Origin of the sequence: Microbacterium testaceum StLB037 (genome assembly GCF_000202635.1) — a bacterium.
GTDB lineage: Bacteria > Actinomycetota > Actinomycetes > Actinomycetales > Microbacteriaceae > Microbacterium > Microbacterium testaceum_F.
Window position 1 is genome coordinate 45,600 of the sequence record NC_015125.1, and the last position, 15,120, is coordinate 60,719.

At 71.0% G+C, this 15,120-nt stretch carries 21 protein-coding genes and 1 pseudogene; 12 read left to right on the plus strand and 10 right to left on the minus strand.

All coding sequences use genetic code 11. The features are described 5' to 3' along the window. Window positions 1–88: 88 nt before the first annotated feature. Complete coding sequence (locus MTES_RS00235; protein WP_013583140.1) at window positions 89–1,216, plus strand: fatty acid desaturase family protein; 1,128 nt, start codon at window positions 89–91, stop codon at window positions 1,214–1,216. Between the two features lie 219 nt (window positions 1,217–1,435). Here the strand turns inward: MTES_RS00235 and MTES_RS18665 are convergent. Together MTES_RS18665 and MTES_RS00240 are read right to left on the minus strand one after the other, a co-directional pair. Next, a pseudogene (locus tag MTES_RS18665) lies at window positions 1,436–1,897 on the minus strand (D-alanyl-D-alanine carboxypeptidase family protein); the annotation flags it as partial. A gap of 69 nt (window positions 1,898–1,966) precedes the next feature. Next, window positions 1,967–2,470: a metallophosphoesterase family protein gene (locus MTES_RS00240; protein ID WP_013583141.1), complete on the minus strand. Its 504-nt coding sequence runs from the start codon at window positions 2,468–2,470 to the stop codon at window positions 1,967–1,969. 51 nt (window positions 2,471–2,521) lie between these two features. Between MTES_RS00240 and MTES_RS00245 the strand changes: the two genes are divergently transcribed. Next, window positions 2,522–3,190, plus strand: coding sequence for a response regulator transcription factor (locus MTES_RS00245; RefSeq protein WP_043360807.1), 669 nt, complete (start codon window positions 2,522–2,524; stop codon window positions 3,188–3,190). Next, complete coding sequence (locus tag MTES_RS00250; protein ID WP_013583143.1) at window positions 3,183–4,301, plus strand: sensor histidine kinase; 1,119 nt, start codon at window positions 3,183–3,185, stop codon at window positions 4,299–4,301. The genes MTES_RS00245 and MTES_RS00250 overlap by 8 nt, the downstream gene beginning before the upstream one ends. 155 nt (window positions 4,302–4,456) lie before the next feature. On the opposite strand, the gene MTES_RS18260 is transcribed toward MTES_RS00250, so the two are convergent. Then, window positions 4,457–4,909, minus strand: coding sequence for a VanZ family protein (locus MTES_RS18260; RefSeq protein ID WP_013583144.1), 453 nt, complete (start codon window positions 4,907–4,909; stop codon window positions 4,457–4,459). A gap of 103 nt (window positions 4,910–5,012) precedes the next feature. On the opposite strand from MTES_RS18260, the gene MTES_RS00260 reads away from it, so the two are divergent. From MTES_RS00260 to MTES_RS00270, 3 genes are all read left to right on the plus strand, one after another. Next, entirely contained in the window at window positions 5,013–5,408 is a 396-nt protein-coding gene (locus MTES_RS00260) for a DUF3054 domain-containing protein (protein ID WP_013583145.1), read from the plus strand. Between the two features lie 217 nt (window positions 5,409–5,625). Continuing rightward, a complete protein-coding gene (locus MTES_RS00265; protein ID WP_148272775.1) occupies window positions 5,626–6,114 on the plus strand; it encodes a hypothetical protein in 489 nt (162 codons plus the stop codon). Continuing rightward, window positions 6,075–6,710: an RNA polymerase sigma factor gene (locus MTES_RS00270; protein ID WP_013583147.1), complete on the plus strand. Its 636-nt coding sequence runs from the start codon at window positions 6,075–6,077 to the stop codon at window positions 6,708–6,710. The genes MTES_RS00265 and MTES_RS00270 overlap by 40 nt, the downstream gene beginning before the upstream one ends. A 16-nt stretch (window positions 6,711–6,726) precedes the next feature. Here MTES_RS00270 and MTES_RS00275 read toward each other — a convergent pair whose 3' ends face one another. Continuing rightward, a complete protein-coding gene (locus MTES_RS00275) occupies window positions 6,727–7,239 on the minus strand; it encodes a glycine cleavage system protein R (RefSeq protein WP_013583148.1) in 513 nt (170 codons plus the stop codon). A gap of 60 nt (window positions 7,240–7,299) precedes the next feature. On the opposite strand from MTES_RS00275, the gene MTES_RS00280 reads away from it, so the two are divergent. Both MTES_RS00280 and MTES_RS00285 read left to right on the plus strand, forming a co-directional pair. Next, window positions 7,300–7,578: a DUF6412 domain-containing protein gene (locus MTES_RS00280; protein WP_013583149.1), complete on the plus strand. Its 279-nt coding sequence runs from the start codon at window positions 7,300–7,302 to the stop codon at window positions 7,576–7,578. Window positions 7,579–7,691: 113 nt separating this feature from the next. Continuing rightward, window positions 7,692–8,423 (plus strand): YidC/Oxa1 family membrane protein insertase, encoded by a 732-nt coding sequence (locus MTES_RS00285; RefSeq protein ID WP_043361739.1) that lies wholly within the window; start codon window positions 7,692–7,694, stop codon window positions 8,421–8,423. Between the two features lie 3 nt (window positions 8,424–8,426). Here MTES_RS00285 and MTES_RS00290 read toward each other — a convergent pair whose 3' ends face one another. From MTES_RS00290 to MTES_RS00300, 3 genes are all read right to left on the minus strand, one after another. Further along, window positions 8,427–9,644 carry an MFS transporter gene (locus MTES_RS00290; protein ID WP_231848101.1) on the minus strand — a complete coding sequence of 406 codons (1,218 nt, stop codon included), beginning with the start codon at window positions 9,642–9,644 and terminating at the stop codon, window positions 8,427–8,429. Between the two features lie 113 nt (window positions 9,645–9,757). Then, window positions 9,758–9,973, minus strand: coding sequence for an SCO4848 family membrane protein (locus tag MTES_RS00295; protein WP_013583152.1), 216 nt, complete (start codon window positions 9,971–9,973; stop codon window positions 9,758–9,760). Window positions 9,974–10,001: 28 nt separating this feature from the next. Beyond that, window positions 10,002–10,343 carry a TraR/DksA family transcriptional regulator gene (locus MTES_RS00300; RefSeq protein WP_013583153.1) on the minus strand — a complete coding sequence of 114 codons (342 nt, stop codon included), beginning with the start codon at window positions 10,341–10,343 and terminating at the stop codon, window positions 10,002–10,004. 52 nt (window positions 10,344–10,395) lie between these two features. Here MTES_RS00300 and MTES_RS00305 point away from each other — a divergent pair, with 52 nt between their 5' ends. Beyond that, window positions 10,396–10,752, plus strand: a complete 357-nt coding sequence (locus tag MTES_RS00305) for a DUF2834 domain-containing protein (protein ID WP_043360809.1) — start codon at window positions 10,396–10,398, stop codon at window positions 10,750–10,752. Between the two features lie 34 nt (window positions 10,753–10,786). Here MTES_RS00305 and MTES_RS00310 read toward each other — a convergent pair whose 3' ends face one another. Then, window positions 10,787–11,647, minus strand: a complete 861-nt coding sequence (locus MTES_RS00310; RefSeq protein WP_013583155.1) for an SDR family oxidoreductase — start codon at window positions 11,645–11,647, stop codon at window positions 10,787–10,789. A gap of 93 nt (window positions 11,648–11,740) precedes the next feature. Between MTES_RS00310 and MTES_RS00315 the strand changes: the two genes are divergently transcribed. The 3 genes from MTES_RS00315 (at window position 11,741) to MTES_RS00325 (ending at window position 13,977) form a co-directional block, all read left to right on the plus strand. Then, a complete protein-coding gene (locus tag MTES_RS00315; protein WP_013583156.1) occupies window positions 11,741–12,109 on the plus strand; it encodes a winged helix-turn-helix transcriptional regulator in 369 nt (122 codons plus the stop codon). Between the two features lie 77 nt (window positions 12,110–12,186). Then, window positions 12,187–13,170, plus strand: coding sequence for an FUSC family protein (locus tag MTES_RS00320; protein ID WP_231848102.1), 984 nt, complete (start codon window positions 12,187–12,189; stop codon window positions 13,168–13,170). Window positions 13,171–13,323: 153 nt separating this feature from the next. Continuing rightward, complete coding sequence (locus MTES_RS00325) at window positions 13,324–13,977, plus strand: LON peptidase substrate-binding domain-containing protein (RefSeq protein WP_013583158.1); 654 nt, start codon at window positions 13,324–13,326, stop codon at window positions 13,975–13,977. A 22-nt stretch (window positions 13,978–13,999) separates the two neighbouring features. Here MTES_RS00325 and MTES_RS00330 read toward each other — a convergent pair whose 3' ends face one another. Next, on the minus strand, window positions 14,000–14,665 hold the full coding sequence (locus MTES_RS00330) for an NAD(P)H-binding protein (RefSeq protein ID WP_013583159.1): 666 nt from the start codon (window positions 14,663–14,665) through the stop codon (window positions 14,000–14,002). Between the two features lies 1 nt (window position 14,666). Beyond that, on the minus strand, window positions 14,667–15,050 hold the full coding sequence (locus MTES_RS00335; protein WP_013583160.1) for a PPOX class F420-dependent oxidoreductase: 384 nt from the start codon (window positions 15,048–15,050) through the stop codon (window positions 14,667–14,669). Window positions 15,051–15,120 lie beyond the last annotated feature (70 nt).

The following is a 15,120-nucleotide window of genomic DNA, read 5'->3' on the forward strand; positions in this document are numbered from 1 at the left end:
CACATGTGGATGTATACCGGAGCCTCCATACATCGCCCCGTAGGGTGGGGCAGACCCGGGGAAGCCTCTCGGGATCCCGACTCCGGTCATGAATACCGAGGAGCAGTTCATCGCCTCCACCATCGTCGAGTCCCGTCTCGGCCCCGTCCGTCAGACTTACTCCGGCACCACGGAATTCCCCCCGATCGCGAAGGCCTACACGGAACTGTCCCAGGTCGTTCGCGAAAGCGGCCTCCTGGTCCGCACCCGCGTTTTCTACGCTCTCGTCGGTTCCGCCCTCGTCCTCGCCTTCGCCGGCTGCATCGCCGGTTTCGTGCTCCTGGGCGACAGCTGGTTCCAGCTGCTGATCGCCGCAGCGCTCGGCATCCTGTTCACCCAGGTGGCCTTCCTCGCCCACGAGGCGAACCACCGTCAGATCCTCGCCTCCGGTCCCGCGAACGACCGCTTGGCGCTGTGGATCGGCAATGGCATCGTCGGCATGAGCCAGTCGTGGTGGGCATCGAAGCACACCCGTCACCACGCCAACCCGAACCGTGTCGGCAAAGACCCCGACATCGAGATCGACACGATCTCGTTCCTCGACGAGGACGCGGCGAAGGCTCGCGGCATCCAGCGCTGGATCACCCAGCGACAGGGCTGGTTGTTCTTCCCCCTCCTGACGCTCGAGGGTCTCAACCTGCACGTGCTCGCCATCCGCCACCTGCTCTCGCGCGGCGAGGTCAAGGGCCGCTGGACCGAGCTCGGACTCATCGCCCTGCGCTTCGCGGTGTTCGTGGCTCCGGTCTTCGTCTTCCTCCCGATCGGCATGGCCTTCGCCTTCCTCGGCGTCCAGCTCGCGGTGTTCGGCGTGTACATGGGCGCGTCCTTCGCTCCCAACCACAAGGGCATGGCGGTGATCGCCCCGGGCGCGAAGCTCGACTTCTTCAGCAAGCAGGTGCGCACCTCGCGCAACATCTCCGGCGGCTGGTGGGCCACCTGGCTCATGGGCGGGCTCAACTACCAGATCGAGCACCACCTCTTCCCGAACATGCCGCGGCCGCACCTGAGCCGCGCGCGCGAGATCGTCCGGGAGCACTGCCAGACGCTCGGCGTTCCGTACGTCGAGACGACGCTGCTGCAGTCGTACGGCATCGTGATCCAGTACCTGAACCGCGTGGGCCTCGCGGCCCGCGATCCGTTCGAGTGCCCGCTCACGTCGGCGGCCCGCCGGGTCTGAGACCGCGCCACCATCCACGAAGGGCGTCGCGCCGGGGAACCGGTCGCGACGCCCTTCGTGTTCCCCCCCCCCCCCCCTCCAGCCTCGGGCATCGAGCTTCGGCTCGGGACACTCGCCGCCGGGCTCGGTCGCCCGCTCGAAGTGCCACCGCTCGTTCGCATATGTCTGGCAGAGTCCCCACTCCCGTCCGTGCTCGATGATCCACAGCTGCGCGTCGAGCGAGCCGATGTCGACCGCCTGCCCGGTCACGTGGCTCGACGTCTCGGGGGTCGCGACGTACTGGCGTGCGACCTCCTCGCTGCCATACGTGCGCACGGCGTCGGCGAGCAACCGCCGCTGCAGATCGACGCTGCGCCATCCGCTGGTGATGTCGAAGCGGATGCCGTCGGCCTCGGCCGCGGCCTGCGCCGCCCGCAGCGCGTCGAGGAGGGCCGGATCCAACCGTGCGAGGGCGGGGTGCGTCTCGTCGTCGACGCTCAACGAGGTCTCGGCGGCGATGAGACCGTCCGCCTCGGTCGGGATGAAGATCCCCGTCGGGCGCACCGCGGTGGCGAACGACGAGAACGTCAGGGTCACCGCCAGGGTGACGATCGCGGCGAGAACGAGCACGACGCCGCCCGCCGTCGCGAGGAGGAGAACGAGACGGCGGTGCCCCGAGGCGGGGTGGGAGAGAACGGCCATGCACCGCAGTCCACCGCCCGGCCCGTTGCCCCGCCGTATGGAACGTCGGATACGCGGACGATACGCCCCTCAGTCGCGGGCGACTCCGTGGAGTTCGAGATCACGGAGCTCCCCGTCGGTCAACGTGAGCGTCATCATCGTGCAGCGGGGCTGCCGCCGACGGTCCGTGGGCGATCCCGGGTTCAGCAGGCGCAACCCCGCCGGCGTCGTGGTGTCCCACTGGATGTGGCTGTGCCCGAACACGAGAAGGTCGGTGTCGGCGAAGGCGGCATCCATCCTCTTCTCGCGGCCGGTCGCGGCACCCGTCTCGTGGATCACGGCGACCCGGACGCCCTCGATCTCGGCGCGGGCGACCTCGGGAAGGCGCGCGCGGAGGTCGGCTCCGTCGTTGTTGCCCCACACGCCGAGCACGGGCCCGAGGGCGAGGAGCTCGTCCAGCACCCCCGCGGTCACCCAGTCCCCCGCGTGGACGATCAGGTCGACCTCGGATGCCACGCGCCGCACGGCATCCGGGAGGGTCCGGGCCCGCTTCGGCACGTGCGTATCGGCCACGAGGAGCAATCGGGTCGCCATGCGTCCACGCTACATACGCTCGCGATACACCGGCCCGCCTACGATGACGGGATGCGCGTGCTGATCGTCGAGGACGAGCCCTATCTCGCCGAGGCGATCCGTGACGGGCTCCGACTGGAGGCGATCGCGGCCGACATCGCCGGGGACGGCGACTCCGCGCTCGAGCAGCTCAGCTACACCGCCTACGACGTCGTGGTGCTCGACCGCGACATCCCCGGGCCGAACGGCGATGAGATCGCTCGGCACCTCGTCGCTCAGCCCGCCGCGCCGCGCGTGCTCATGCTCACCGCCGCGGACCGGCTCGACGACAAGGCGTCCGGGTTCGAGAGCGGAGCAGACGACTACCTGACGAAACCGTTCGTCCTGAAGGAGCTCGTGCTGAGGCTCAGGGCGCTCGCGCGCCGCCCCGCGGTCGGGGCTCCCCCGATCCTCGAGCTCGACGGCATCCGTCTCGATCCGTTCCGGCGCGAGGTGTACCGGGACGGACGCTACGTCTCTCTCACCCGGAAGCAGTTCGCGGTACTCGAGGTGCTGATGACCGCGGGCGGCGGGGTGGTCAGCGCGGAGGTCCTCCTGGAGCGCGCCTGGGACGAGAACGCCGACCCGTTCACCAACGCCGTGCGCATCACGATCTCGACGCTGCGTAAACGTCTCGGTGAGCCGTGGCTCATCCAGACGGTCGCCGGTGTCGGGTACCGCATCGGCCCCGCGGATGCGTGAGCGTCCGGCCGGCCTGTCGGTCCGGATCAAGCTGACCCTCAGTTACGCGGTGTTCGTCGTGATCGTCGGCATCGCGCTGTTCACCGTGGGATTCCTGGTGCTGCGTTTCCTGCCCGAGGGCAATCTCTACGCCGACAACGGCCTGTTCACCCCCGCTCGCAGCAATCTGGCGGAGGTCTTCGTCAAGTACGCGTGGTTCACTCTCGCGGCTCTCGCGGTGATCGGACTGGGCGGCGGGTGGATCGTCGCCGGTCTCATGCTCCGGCCCCTGACCCGCATCACCGACGCGGCGCGCGCCGTGCGCGACGGGAGCCTCGATCGCCGGGTGGATCTTCCCGGGCGCCGCGATGAGCTCACCGACCTCGCCGACACGTTCGACGCCATGCTCTCGCGTATCGCGGAGACGGTGCAGGAGCAGCGGCGCTTCGCGGCGAACGCCTCGCACGAGCTGCGCACGCCGCACGCGACGATGCGGACGATGCTCGAGGTCGCCCGCGCCGACCCCGACAACGTCGACGTGGAGCGGCTCCTCGGCCGGCTCGACGACACGAACGAGCGCGCGATCCGCTTGACCGAGGCGATCCTGGCGCTGTCGCGCGCCTCGCACGGCGGGGTGATCGCCCGCTCGGAGGTCAGGATCGACGCGCTCACCGCGGAGGTCTGCGCGGAACTCGCGCCGCTCGCCGTCGATGCGCCCGCCCGTCTGACGACGCGCATCGCCTCGCCCGCCGTAGCCGTCGCGGATGAGACGCTCGCGCGCCAGATGATCACCAATCTCGTGCACAACGCCATCGTGCACAGCGCCGCCGAGGGCACGGCATCCCGGGAGATCCAGGTCACGGTGCGGACGGATGCTCGCAGCGTCGTCATCGACGTCGCGAACACGGGAGCCGAACTCTCCCGCGAAACCGTGGCCACGCTGCCCGAACCGTTCGTGCGCGCGGCCGGTCGCGCTCGGACCGCGGCCGCCGGGACGGGGCTCGGTCTCGCCATCGCGGTCGCGATCGTGCGCGCGCACGAGGGGTCGCTCGAGCTGTGGCCGCGCGAGGGCGGCGGGCTCCACGCCCGCGTGCGCCTTCCACGGCCGACGGGCGACCAGGCGCGGGGCTGACGGGCGACGCCGGCCTGCGGGTCGCGGTCGCGCAAAGCGCGGGCCCGACGGGTCGGCACCGGCGCGCCGATCGCGGTCGCGCGGAGCGCGGGCCCGCGGGCTCCCTCTCCGGCGCCGCATCGCTCGCGCGCGATCGCGACCCGCCCGGACCCGCGTCATCCGCGCGAGACCGTCTCCCCCGCGCGCACCGCCGCCCGCGTCGATAGCCGCAGGACGATCACGATCAGCGTGCCCACCGCCGCCCCGAGGGTGTTGTGCAGCACGTCGTCCACGTCGGGTACCCGACCGGGAATGAGCGACTGCGCGGTCTCCACGGCGAGAGACACCGCCAAACCGAACGGGACCGTCAACGGCGTGAATCGGAGCGGGAGCAACGCCGCGACGGCGATGCCCAGGGGCACGAACAGCGCGATGTTCATCACGACGTCGCTGTTGTACGCCAGCGTCAGTCCGCCCCACCGCTCCGCGACGAGGAAGAAGGCGTCGACCGCCCGCTCCTGGAAGGGCCGGATGAGTGCGCGCGGGGCGAGGGTGAGCACCCCCACGACGGCGAGCGCCGCGGCGGCGACGAGGACACGGGCGGGGGTGAGGATCGGGGCGTTCGGCATGGAGACTCCTGGGTGTTCGGGCTTCCAGCCCACACGCCGCCGTGTTGCGAGCGCATCTGCGCCCGGCGATACGCGGACGATATGCCCTTCCCAGACGAGGACAATGGATGCCGTGACCTCCTCCCGTACCCGTCTCGCGCTCGTTCTGCTCGTCGATGTCGTCCTGGTCATCGTCTTCGCCGCGATCGGTCGCGCGACCCACGACGGCGACGTGCTCGGCCCCCTCGGTTCGGGGCTGGCGACGACCGCGTGGCCGTTCCTCGTCGCTCTGGTCCTCGGTTGGCTCATCGCCCGGGCGTGGCGCGCCCCTCTCGCGCCCCTGCGGACGGGGCTGATCGTGTGGGCCGTCACGGTCGTCGTCGGTATGGTGCTGCGCGCGGTGAGCGGCCAGGGCGTGGCCGTCGCGTTCGTGATCGTCGCGTCGATCACGCTGGCCCTGTTCCTCGTGGGCTGGCGCGTGGTCGCCCGGCTGGCGTCGCGGCGCCGCCGGGCCGTCTGAGACGCTTCTCCCCCGCGCGCCGGGTTCGCGCTCCACCAAAATGAGACGCTCGGACCGCCGGACGGCAGGTGAGGGTGAGAGACGAACAGTCGACGCCCTGGGAGGATGCCTCGTGACGAACCTGGATGAGGACCTGCGTGCCGCGGATCCCGCACATCACCTCGAAGGTTCTCGGGCCGAAACGATCGCTGCAAGAACGTGGGATCACATGCGCGCGATGGCCCCACCATCTCGTCCGCGGCGCAGGAGGCTCGTCCTCCCCCTCACCCTCGCCGTCATCGCGCTGTCGACGGGTGCTGCCCTCGCCGCACCGATATGGCTCGGGGTCGGGGAGGACGCGACCCGCGTCGATCCGGACGCACAGATTCCGATCACGTACACGACGCTCAGCGGGGTGAAGGTGGATTGCGTGTGGGCGGTCCGCGTCGGCGAGGATCAGCGCTCCGCCGCCGACGACCGGGTTGCCCGAGCGCTCGCTCAGACCGACTGGGAGGGCATCGGGCAAGAGATCTACGACTACGCGATCGCGAATCCGCGCGGCCCCCAGCCCGGCGAGGTCTGGACCAACGACACGCCGGAGGTGCGGGATGCCCTTGCTTTCCGGATCGCCGTCACGCCGATCATCGAACGTCGTCTCCCGGCTGAGATCCGTGCTCTGGAGCCGGGATGGGCGAGCACCAGCACCTGCACGGGTCCGTTCCGGTGAGCCGTCGCCCCGACGCCCGATCAGAAGACTGGGCGACGAGAGTCGCCGCCGACAACGGCGCCGACCTCCTTCGCTACTTCGCCCGTCGGCATCCGGACGACGCCGACGACCTGCTGAGCGAGACCCTGGCCGTGATCTGGAGGCGTCGCGATCATTTGCCGACGAACCCGTCCGACGCGCGCATGTGGAGCTTCGGTGTCGCGCGGAACGTCTCGCACCGTCACCGGCGAGGACTGCTCGGCCGCCGTCGCCTGTACGACGCCCTGGCATCGGAGGCCGACGTGACCGAGGCTGCGCCCGCAGACCCCTCCGCGGCGGCGGAACGTCGAGAGCGCGAGACCGACGTACGAAGAGCGATCGGGCGCTTGCGGGCGACGGACCGCGAGCTGATCATGCTCGTGCACTGGGACGGCTTCACCCTCGTGGATGCCGCCGCGTTGCTCGGGCTGAACGCTTCGACGGCTCGCACACGCTACGGACGCGCCAAGGCGTGTTTCGTCGTCCACCTGGAAGAGCACCGCTCCGCCCCGCGACGAGATGACGCCGAGTCGCACTCGACCCGACGTCGCTACGGCCCCGGCGTCCAGGACGCCTGACGGCGCTTGACAGGCATCAGTCCGCGAGCGACACGTCGACCTGGATCTCCGCCGCGAGGCGCTCCAGTTCCTCGACCAGGTCGTCGGTCTCGACCCCCTCGATGAGCGTCACCGTGATCGAGGCCTCGAACAGGCGTCCGCCCGCCATCGCGGCATCCGTCGTCTGCGTCGACATGCGTTCGATGCTCACGCCGCGCGCGGTGAGCGCCGCGGAGATCTCGCGCACGATGCCCGGACGGTCGTTGCCGATCACCTCGAGGGTCACGCTGTGGGGAGCGGATGCCGTGCCCTCGGGCGCTCCGGTGTGCACGGTCACCGCGAGGGTGCCGGCCATGCCCTCGAGCGCGGCGCGCAGGGCGTCGGCCTGATCGGCGGCGACCGACACCTCGACGATCCCGGCGAACGCTCCGGCGAGCTCAGCGAGCTCGCTGTTCTCCCAGTTGCCGCCGTGGGCGTCGATGATGTCGGCGACCGACGACACCAGGCCCGCGCGGTCATCGCCGACGATGGTCAGAACGAGGGTGGTCATGGCCCCAGCGTAGCGACCGGCCCCTGCTAGCGTGGGAGGGACGTCGAGGGGAGGGCGCACATGATCGCATCGCTGATCGCTCTGCTGAACCTGCTCCTCGCGACCGCCGAACTGGCCCTCACGCCGGGGACCGGCGCCCCGCTTCTCGCGGTGGTCCTCGCCGCGGCGGTCGTCGTCACCGTCGCGATCGTCCTCGTGGTGCTCCCGGCTCTCCTCGCCGGGGCGTCGCCGCGCGCGCCGCGGCCGATCGACCCCTCCGCGCCTCTCACACAGAGCGATCCCGACGCCGCCGGACATCCCCGTCCTCGAGCGCCGGGGTTCGTGGCCCGCGCCGCCTAGCCCTCCCCCGCACCGTCCGCTGACGGTGGTCTGTGGCATCCGTTCCGGAGGGGCGGTGGCGCAGTGATCCCTCGATCACCGATCCCTTGATCGCCGCCACGAACGGAACCCTCATGGACCTCTTCACCCTGCCCCCGCTCGCCTTCCTCCTCGACCTCACCACCCGAGCCCTGCTCGCTCTCACGGACACTCTCACTCCCCTCACCGGCGGACTCGCCGCCGCTCTCGCCGTCGTCGCCGTCACCCTCGTCGTCCGGCTCGCGCTCATCCCGGTGGGCGTGTCTCAGGCCCGCGCGGAACAGACGCGCGCGCGCCTGGCTCCCCGCCTGCGCGTCCTGCAGGAGCGCTGGCGCAAGAACCCCGAACGCCTGCAGCGCGAGACCATGCAGCTCTACCGCGACGAGAACACCTCGCCCGCCGCCGGTTGTCTCCCTCTTCTCGCCCAGGCCCCGGTCGTCGGTCTCCTCTACGCGGTTTTCCTGCATCCCACCGTGGGAGGGCACGCGAACACGCTCCTCACGCACGACCTGTTCGGCGTCCCCCTGGGCCGCAGCCTCGTGGGCGCCCTGACGTCGGGGACGATGGATGCCACGACCCTCGCCGTCTTCGCGAGCCTCGTGGTCGTGATCGCGGGGGTGGCCGAACTCACCCGGCGGCTCCTCCGTCCCGCGACCGACCCGTCGGCGCCGACATGGATGACGGGGATGGTCGGGGTGCTGCAGTTCACCACCGCGGGGGTGGCGCTGTTCGTCCCCCTCGCGGCGGCGCTGTATCTGACGGTCACGACCATGTGGACGCTCGGGCAGCGCCTCCTCCTCCGACGGCGTTACCCGCTGCAGGCGTGAGGATCAGGGGGTTCGGCGGTCCCACCGGGGGCTGCGCGCGGCGTTCAGCCCGGCCGTCGCCAGGACGAGGAGCGCCGCGCCCGCGGGGAACAGCATCGCCGTCTCCACCGAGACCTGCTCGGCGACCGCGCCGGTCACCGCCGACGACAGCGCCTGCGCGAGCGTCAGCGCCGAGGCGAGCACCGTCATCGTCGACGCGGTACGACCGCGCGGGGCACGGTGGCCGGCGAGGCTGAACAGGGTGACGAGCGAGGGGCCGACGCCGATGCCCATGAGACACAGCACGAGGGTGACGGTGGGGACGGACCCGCCGACCGTGTACGCGCCCGCCGAAGCCGTGAGGATGCTCGCGAACGCCACGAGACGCCACCGCAGCGAGAAGCGGGCGGGCAAGAGGGCGACGGCGAGGGCGAGAACGGCCGAGCCGACCCCCATCACGCCGTACAGCAGAGCGCCGGCTTCGGGGGCGCCCTGGGCTTCCATGAACGCCGTGAGCGAGGTCAGCGTCGAGCCGAAGAAGAGTCCTACCCCGAACACCGCGGCGACGAGCACGAGCAGTTTCGGGTGCACCAGCTCTCGTGCCGGGGCCATGGCTGCACGCTCGGCGCGCTCCGGGACGGCCCGGCCGGTCGGGTGCAGAGCGAAGGCGGTGACGAAGACGAAGCTCAGCACCGCCGCGCCCACGATCGGCGCCCACGGCGCGATCAGCGCCGCGAGGAGCCCGACCACGAAGGGTCCGATGACGAATGCCGTCTCATCCGCGGCGGACTCGTACGCCATCGCCCGCGAGAACGTGCGCTCGCGCCGCTGCGGGTCCACGCGCTCCCCGATGAGCGCCATCACCCGGCTCCGTGACATCGCGGCGGTCTGCGGACCGGTCAGCCCGATCGCCGCCGCCGACGCGAGCAGCAGCGCATCCGAGGAGGAGGCCGCGACCACGAGCGGGAAGAGCGAGAGCAGGATGCCGTTCGCGAGGCCCACCGGCACGAGCACGCGCCGCTGCCCGAAGCGATCGGCGAGGTCGCCCAGCACCGGACCCGCGACGACGACGCCGAGACCGACGGCCGCGGAGGTCAGACCGCCGAGGGCCACGGATCCGCGCACGGCGACGACCAGGGCCAGAACGCCCACCGTCATCATCGCGAAGGGAAGACGGGCCACGAACGCCACCGGGAAGTACCACAGACCGGTGTGATGGATCAGCGATCGATGGGTGGTCACGGGCAGAGTCATAGAGCGGTCTCCGGAGGCGGGGGAACGTGCCGCCTTGCCGAGCCGGTAGGTAGTTGCACTGCGTGCGGCGGGCGAACCCGCGCCCCCATTCTACCGAAGGGTCAGGAGACCAGCGCGGCGATCGCGGCGATCAGCGACGCCAGAGCCAGCGCGAGCGCGAGGCCGATGAGCACGGTGTGCACGATGAGGAACGGCGTCGCCTTGCCCGCGGCGTTCTTCGCGCGCGGGTCCTTCGCCACTCGCACGTAGAACCGCGGCCACACGACCGCGTTGAAAACGGCGTTGGCGAACAGCAGGGCGATGAGGACCGGTTCCATGCCTCCAGCCTAGGTTCTGCTCCGCGCGTCACACCGCGCACGCGATGCAGCGGCGGGCGAAGGGGCGGGCCTCCAACCGCGCATCGCCGATCGGACGGCCGCAGTTCTCGCACACCCCGAAGGTCCCGGATGCCACGCGCTCCCGCGCCGCCTGGATCTCGACGCGCTCCGCCTCGGCACCCCGGCGCAGGGCATCGACCTGCGCCCACTCCCCCGACAGGGTGGACCCCTCGGGATCATGCTCGTCGTCTGCCGTGGCATCCGCCCGGTCGTGCCGAAGGCTCGCCTCGTCTTCTCGCAAGCGGGCGAGCCGATGATCGACCTCGCGCTGGCGGTCGTCGAGCATGCGCTCCGCGTGTGCGGCATCCATCCTTCGACGCTAGCCCCCGCCACCGACACCGGCTCTGCGGCAGGATCGGGGCATGAGTGAGCTTCGACGTCATTGGACTCCGACCGCGGTGCTGTTCCTCGTCCTCGCCGTCGCGGGACTCGTGGGCACGTGGACCTTCAACGTCCTCGCCATCGTGCAGATGAGCGACTTCCTCGGCGATCTCGTCACGAGCGGGCCGGCCGTGTCGTCGATCACCGTCGATCTGCTCGTCGTCGCGATCGCCGGAAGCGCCTTCATCATCATCGAGGCTCGCCGCCTGGGCATGCGGTTCGGGTGGGCGTATGTCGTGCTCTCGGGCATCACCGCGTTCGCGTTCACGTTCCCGCTGTTCCTCGCGATGCGTCAGCGCCATCTCACGGCCCGTCGCGAGGCGACCGCGGGGGCGTGAGATGCCGTCGCCGGCGGCATCCCACGCCCTTCGGTCAGCGCGCGGCGAGACCCTCGCGCAGCCCCTGCGCGAGAGGAGTGGTCGGGCGACCCAGGAGGCGCGACAGCGTTCCATCGGTCTGCCCCAGCGCGCCGCGGGCGATCGCGTCGTCGATGCCCGCGACGAAGGCGGCGGTGCCGGCATCCAATCCCGCGGCTTCCAGGCCGGCGGCGAGTTGCTCCACCGTGACGGCCGTGTAGGCGACCGGGCGTCCGACGACCTCCGAGGCCGCCGCCGCGAGCTCGTCGTAGGTCCACGCGACGTCCCCACCCAGTTCGAGCGTCTGTCCGCGCAGGTCGTCTCCGATCAGCGCGATCGCCGCGGCTTCGGCGTAGTCGCGACGGCTCGCGCTGGCCACGCGGGCGTCTCCGACGGCGGCGACGATCTCGCCCGTCTCCGCGGCCCGCGCGACGGCGTCGAGGTAGTTCTCGGTGTACCAGTTGTTGCGCAGGATCGTGGCCTCGACGCCCGAGGCGGCGATGAGCGCTTCGGTGGCCTTGTGCTCGGCTCCGAGCGCGTAGTCGATCTCGTCGTTGCGCGGAGCACTGGTGTAGACGAGGCGCTCGACGCCCGCCGCGCGCGCCGCGTCGATGACGTTTCCGTGGCCGGTGACGCGGTCGACATCGGTCCCGGAGATCAGCAGCACGCGGGTCACGCCCTCGAGGGCCGGGGCGAGGGTCTCGGGGCGCGCGTAGTCGAACTCGACGACGCGGATGCCGCGATCGGCGAGGTCGCCGGCCTTGGCAGGGGTGCGGACGCCGGCGACGATGTCGGATGCCGGAACGCCACGCTCGAGCAGAGCGTCGACGACGAGGCGGCCGAGGTGTCCGGAAGCGGCGGTGACGAGGAGGGTCATGGGAGTGTCCTTTCGATCGGTACGCCGACCTCAACGCGTCCCCGTCAAGCACATTCCGGAATGCCGGTACCCACTTTCTGGTTAGGTACTCACATGAGCGTCAGTCTTGCGGAAATCCGCGCAGAACATCCGGAAGTTTTTGCCGACGGCTGCCCGACGCGCACCGTGCTCGACCACGTCATGGGCAAGTGGGGCATCCTCGTCCTCATGGCCCTGTCGGATGGGACGCAACGCTGGGGCGTGCTGCGCCGGAACGTGTCCGGGATCAGCGAGAAGATGTTGGCGAGCACGCTCAAGACACTGGAAGCCGACGGCCTGGTGGTCCGCACCGCCTACCCGGAGGTGCCACCGCGCGTGGAGTACGGGCTGACCGACCGCGGCCGCGGCTTGATGGAGCACGTCCTCCCGCTGATGGGATGGGTCGCCGAGAACGCCGCCGCCATCGTCGCCCGGCCGGAGTGACCGTGCTCTCGATCCCTTCTCGATACCTGCGCGAAAGCCTCTCTTTCCGGACGAAACGCCGCGCACCGTTCCTCCAGGTGGCGAAGTCCGCGATCGCTACCGTCGCCGCGTGGCTCGTCGCCGGGTGGCTCGTGCAGGGGCCGCCACCGATCTTCGCCGCGATCGCCGCGCTCCTCGTCGTCCAGCCCAGCATCAACCAATCGCTGACCCGCGCGGTCGAACGCAGCGTCGGCGTCGTGGTCGGGGTCGTGATCGCCTCCCTTCTGGGGATCGCCCTCGGCAGCCCGACCTGGGTGATCCTCCTGTCCGCCGGAGTCGCGCTGGTGTTCGCGTGGGCGCTGCGCATGTCACCCGGGGCGACCAACCAGGTCGCGATCAGCGCGATCCTCGTCCTTGCGCTCGGCACCGCCACGCCCAACTACGCGCTCGACCGCGTGCTCGAGACGCTGATCGGGGCACTGGTCGGCATCGTCGTCAACGTCGCTCTGGTCCCCCCGGTTCTCGTCCCTCCCGCGCGCGAGAAGCTCGAGGTGCTGGGCCGCGAACTCGCCGCCGCCCTCGAGCGCCTCGCCCAGGCGCTCGAGGCGCCGCAGACCCCGGCATCCCTCGAAGAGCTTCTTCTCGAGGCGCGCCTGCTCCGCCCCGTTCGGGATGCCGCGGCCACCGCCATCGCGGACGGCGCCGACTCGCTGTCGCTGAACCCCCGCAGCGGTCGCCACCGGGCCGACCTTCTCGCGATGCAGGATCTCCTCGACCGCTTCACCCCCGTGGTCACGCAGGCGATCGGCATGACCCGCGCCGTCTACGACGGCTACGACGCGACGATCGCCGAGGAGCCCTCGGTGCGCGCCATCGCCGAGCAGCTGCACCGCGCGGCGCACGACGTCCGCCGCGCCTTCGCCGTCGACACGGGGGCGGATCTTCCCATCGCCGCCGAGGAACCCGCCCTCACGCGACCCTTGCAGATCCGCACACCGTCCGCCGCGCACTGGGTCTTGGTGGGATCTCTCCTGATGGACCTGCACCGCGTGCACGAAACGCTGCGCGACGGCGAGGGGTGAGCGCGTGCGGCCTGGCGGCGAGGACGCCGGGCGCCGACGGCGAGGCGCTCTCCGCGGGCACACGCCGCGATGAGCACCGGACCACCTCGCTGCGCGGCGCACGAGTTCGCCCGCTGCGACCCCTGCCGCTCACGACCCTGGTTGACTGGGGCGATGGGTACCGCGATGTTCCCTCTGGGAGCTGTCCTCTTCCCGCACACGCCGCTGGCGTTGCGGATCTTCGAGGAGCGCTACCTCGTCATGCTCGGGCGGCTCCTCGACGAGTCCGCCCCTGCCTTCGGCGTGGTGCTCATCGAGCGGGGAACCGAGACCGGCGGCGGCGACCAGAGATTCGCGATCGGCACGATGGCGCGCCTGAGCCACGTGCTCCCCGAAGCGGACCAGCTCCAGATCGTCGCCCGCGGCACGGAGCGCTTCGAGATCGTCACCTGGCTCGACGACGACCCCTACCCGCGCGCCGACGTCCGCGCCCTCCCCGACCTCGAGTGGAACGAGGCTCTCGCCCCCGTTCTCGAGGAGGCGGAGCGCATCGTGCGACGGGTCCTCGGGCGGGCCGTCCAGTTCGGCGGCAGCCGATGGGACCCCGAGGTCGAACTGTCGGAGGACCCGCTCGAGCGTGCCTGGCAGCTCGCCGCGATCGCGCCTCTCGGGGAGCTCGATCAGATCGAGCTGCTGCGTTCCGAGACCGCCGGAGGCCTCCTCCGCGCGACGATCGACCTCACTCTCGCCGCGGAACCGCTGCTGAGCGAGCCCATCCCCGACGGTGTCATCGTCATCGAGGACGACGACGACACCGCCGGGGAGTGAGCGGTGGCCCGAGCGCGCTCGATTAGTCGGACGGAGCCGTCTTCTCCTCGACGATCGCCTCCGCGATGAGCGTGTCACCCGCGCCGAAGCGGATGAACCTCCCGATCGTCGCGGACTGGAGGAGCACCGCGGCTGCGACGGCCGCGACATCCGCGCGTCCCACCTCGGCCGACCCCTGCGGCGCCGTCGTGATGCGTCCGGTGGGCGGGTCGAGGGTGAGAGTCCCGGGGCCGAGGATGGTCCAGTCCAGGTCGCTGGCACGCAGGTAGTCGTCGGCGGCGAGCTTGGCGTCGGCGTACGCGAAGAACGAGTCGTCGGGCGAGATGCCGTGGTCCGGCACCGAACCGATCCACGACACCATGACGAAGCGCCGCTTGCCCGCGGCGCCGGCGGCGTCGACCGCGCGCTGCGCGGCATCCCGGTCCACCGCGTACGTGCGGTCGGCGTCGCCGCCTCCGGCCCCGGCCGCCCAGACGACCGCGTCCGCCCCGGCGAGCGCGTCGGCGAGCGCGTCGACGTCGGCCTTCTCGACGTCGAGGACGAGCGGCGTTCCCCCCGCCTTCTCGACGTCCGCCGACTGGTCGGGGTTGCGGATGACTGACACCGCCTCGTCGCCGCGTTCCGCGAGGAGCCCCGCCAGGTGCAGGGCGACCTTTCCGTGGCCGCCGATGATCACGATGCGTTCCATGTCACTGTCCTCCGACTTTCTCGACCGACATCTTGAGGATCACCCGATCCGCGCGGTCCGGCGGAGCCTGCTGCGCGGGGTTGCCGTAGCGCTGACCGAGGCGCACGTAGAACGCGCCCTCCGGATCTGCCACCTCCTCGACCAGACGCCCGCGCACCTCGATGTACCGGTACGGCTCCGCCGGGTCGTAGACCATGAAGCTCATCGACGGGTTGTGCTGCAGATTGCGGTACTTCTGCCGCGTCACCGTGTGGGTGAACAGGATGTACTCGCCGTCGAACTCGAACCACATCGGGTTCACCTGCACCGTGTCATCGGGCCGGACCGTGCCGAGCGCGCCGTAGTACGGCTTCTCGAGCAGGTCGCGCAGTCTGTCGGGGATCATGCGGCTCCTCTCATCGGGCGATCGAACTCGACCCTACGCGCGACCTCCGACACGCCCTCGCGGGGTTGAC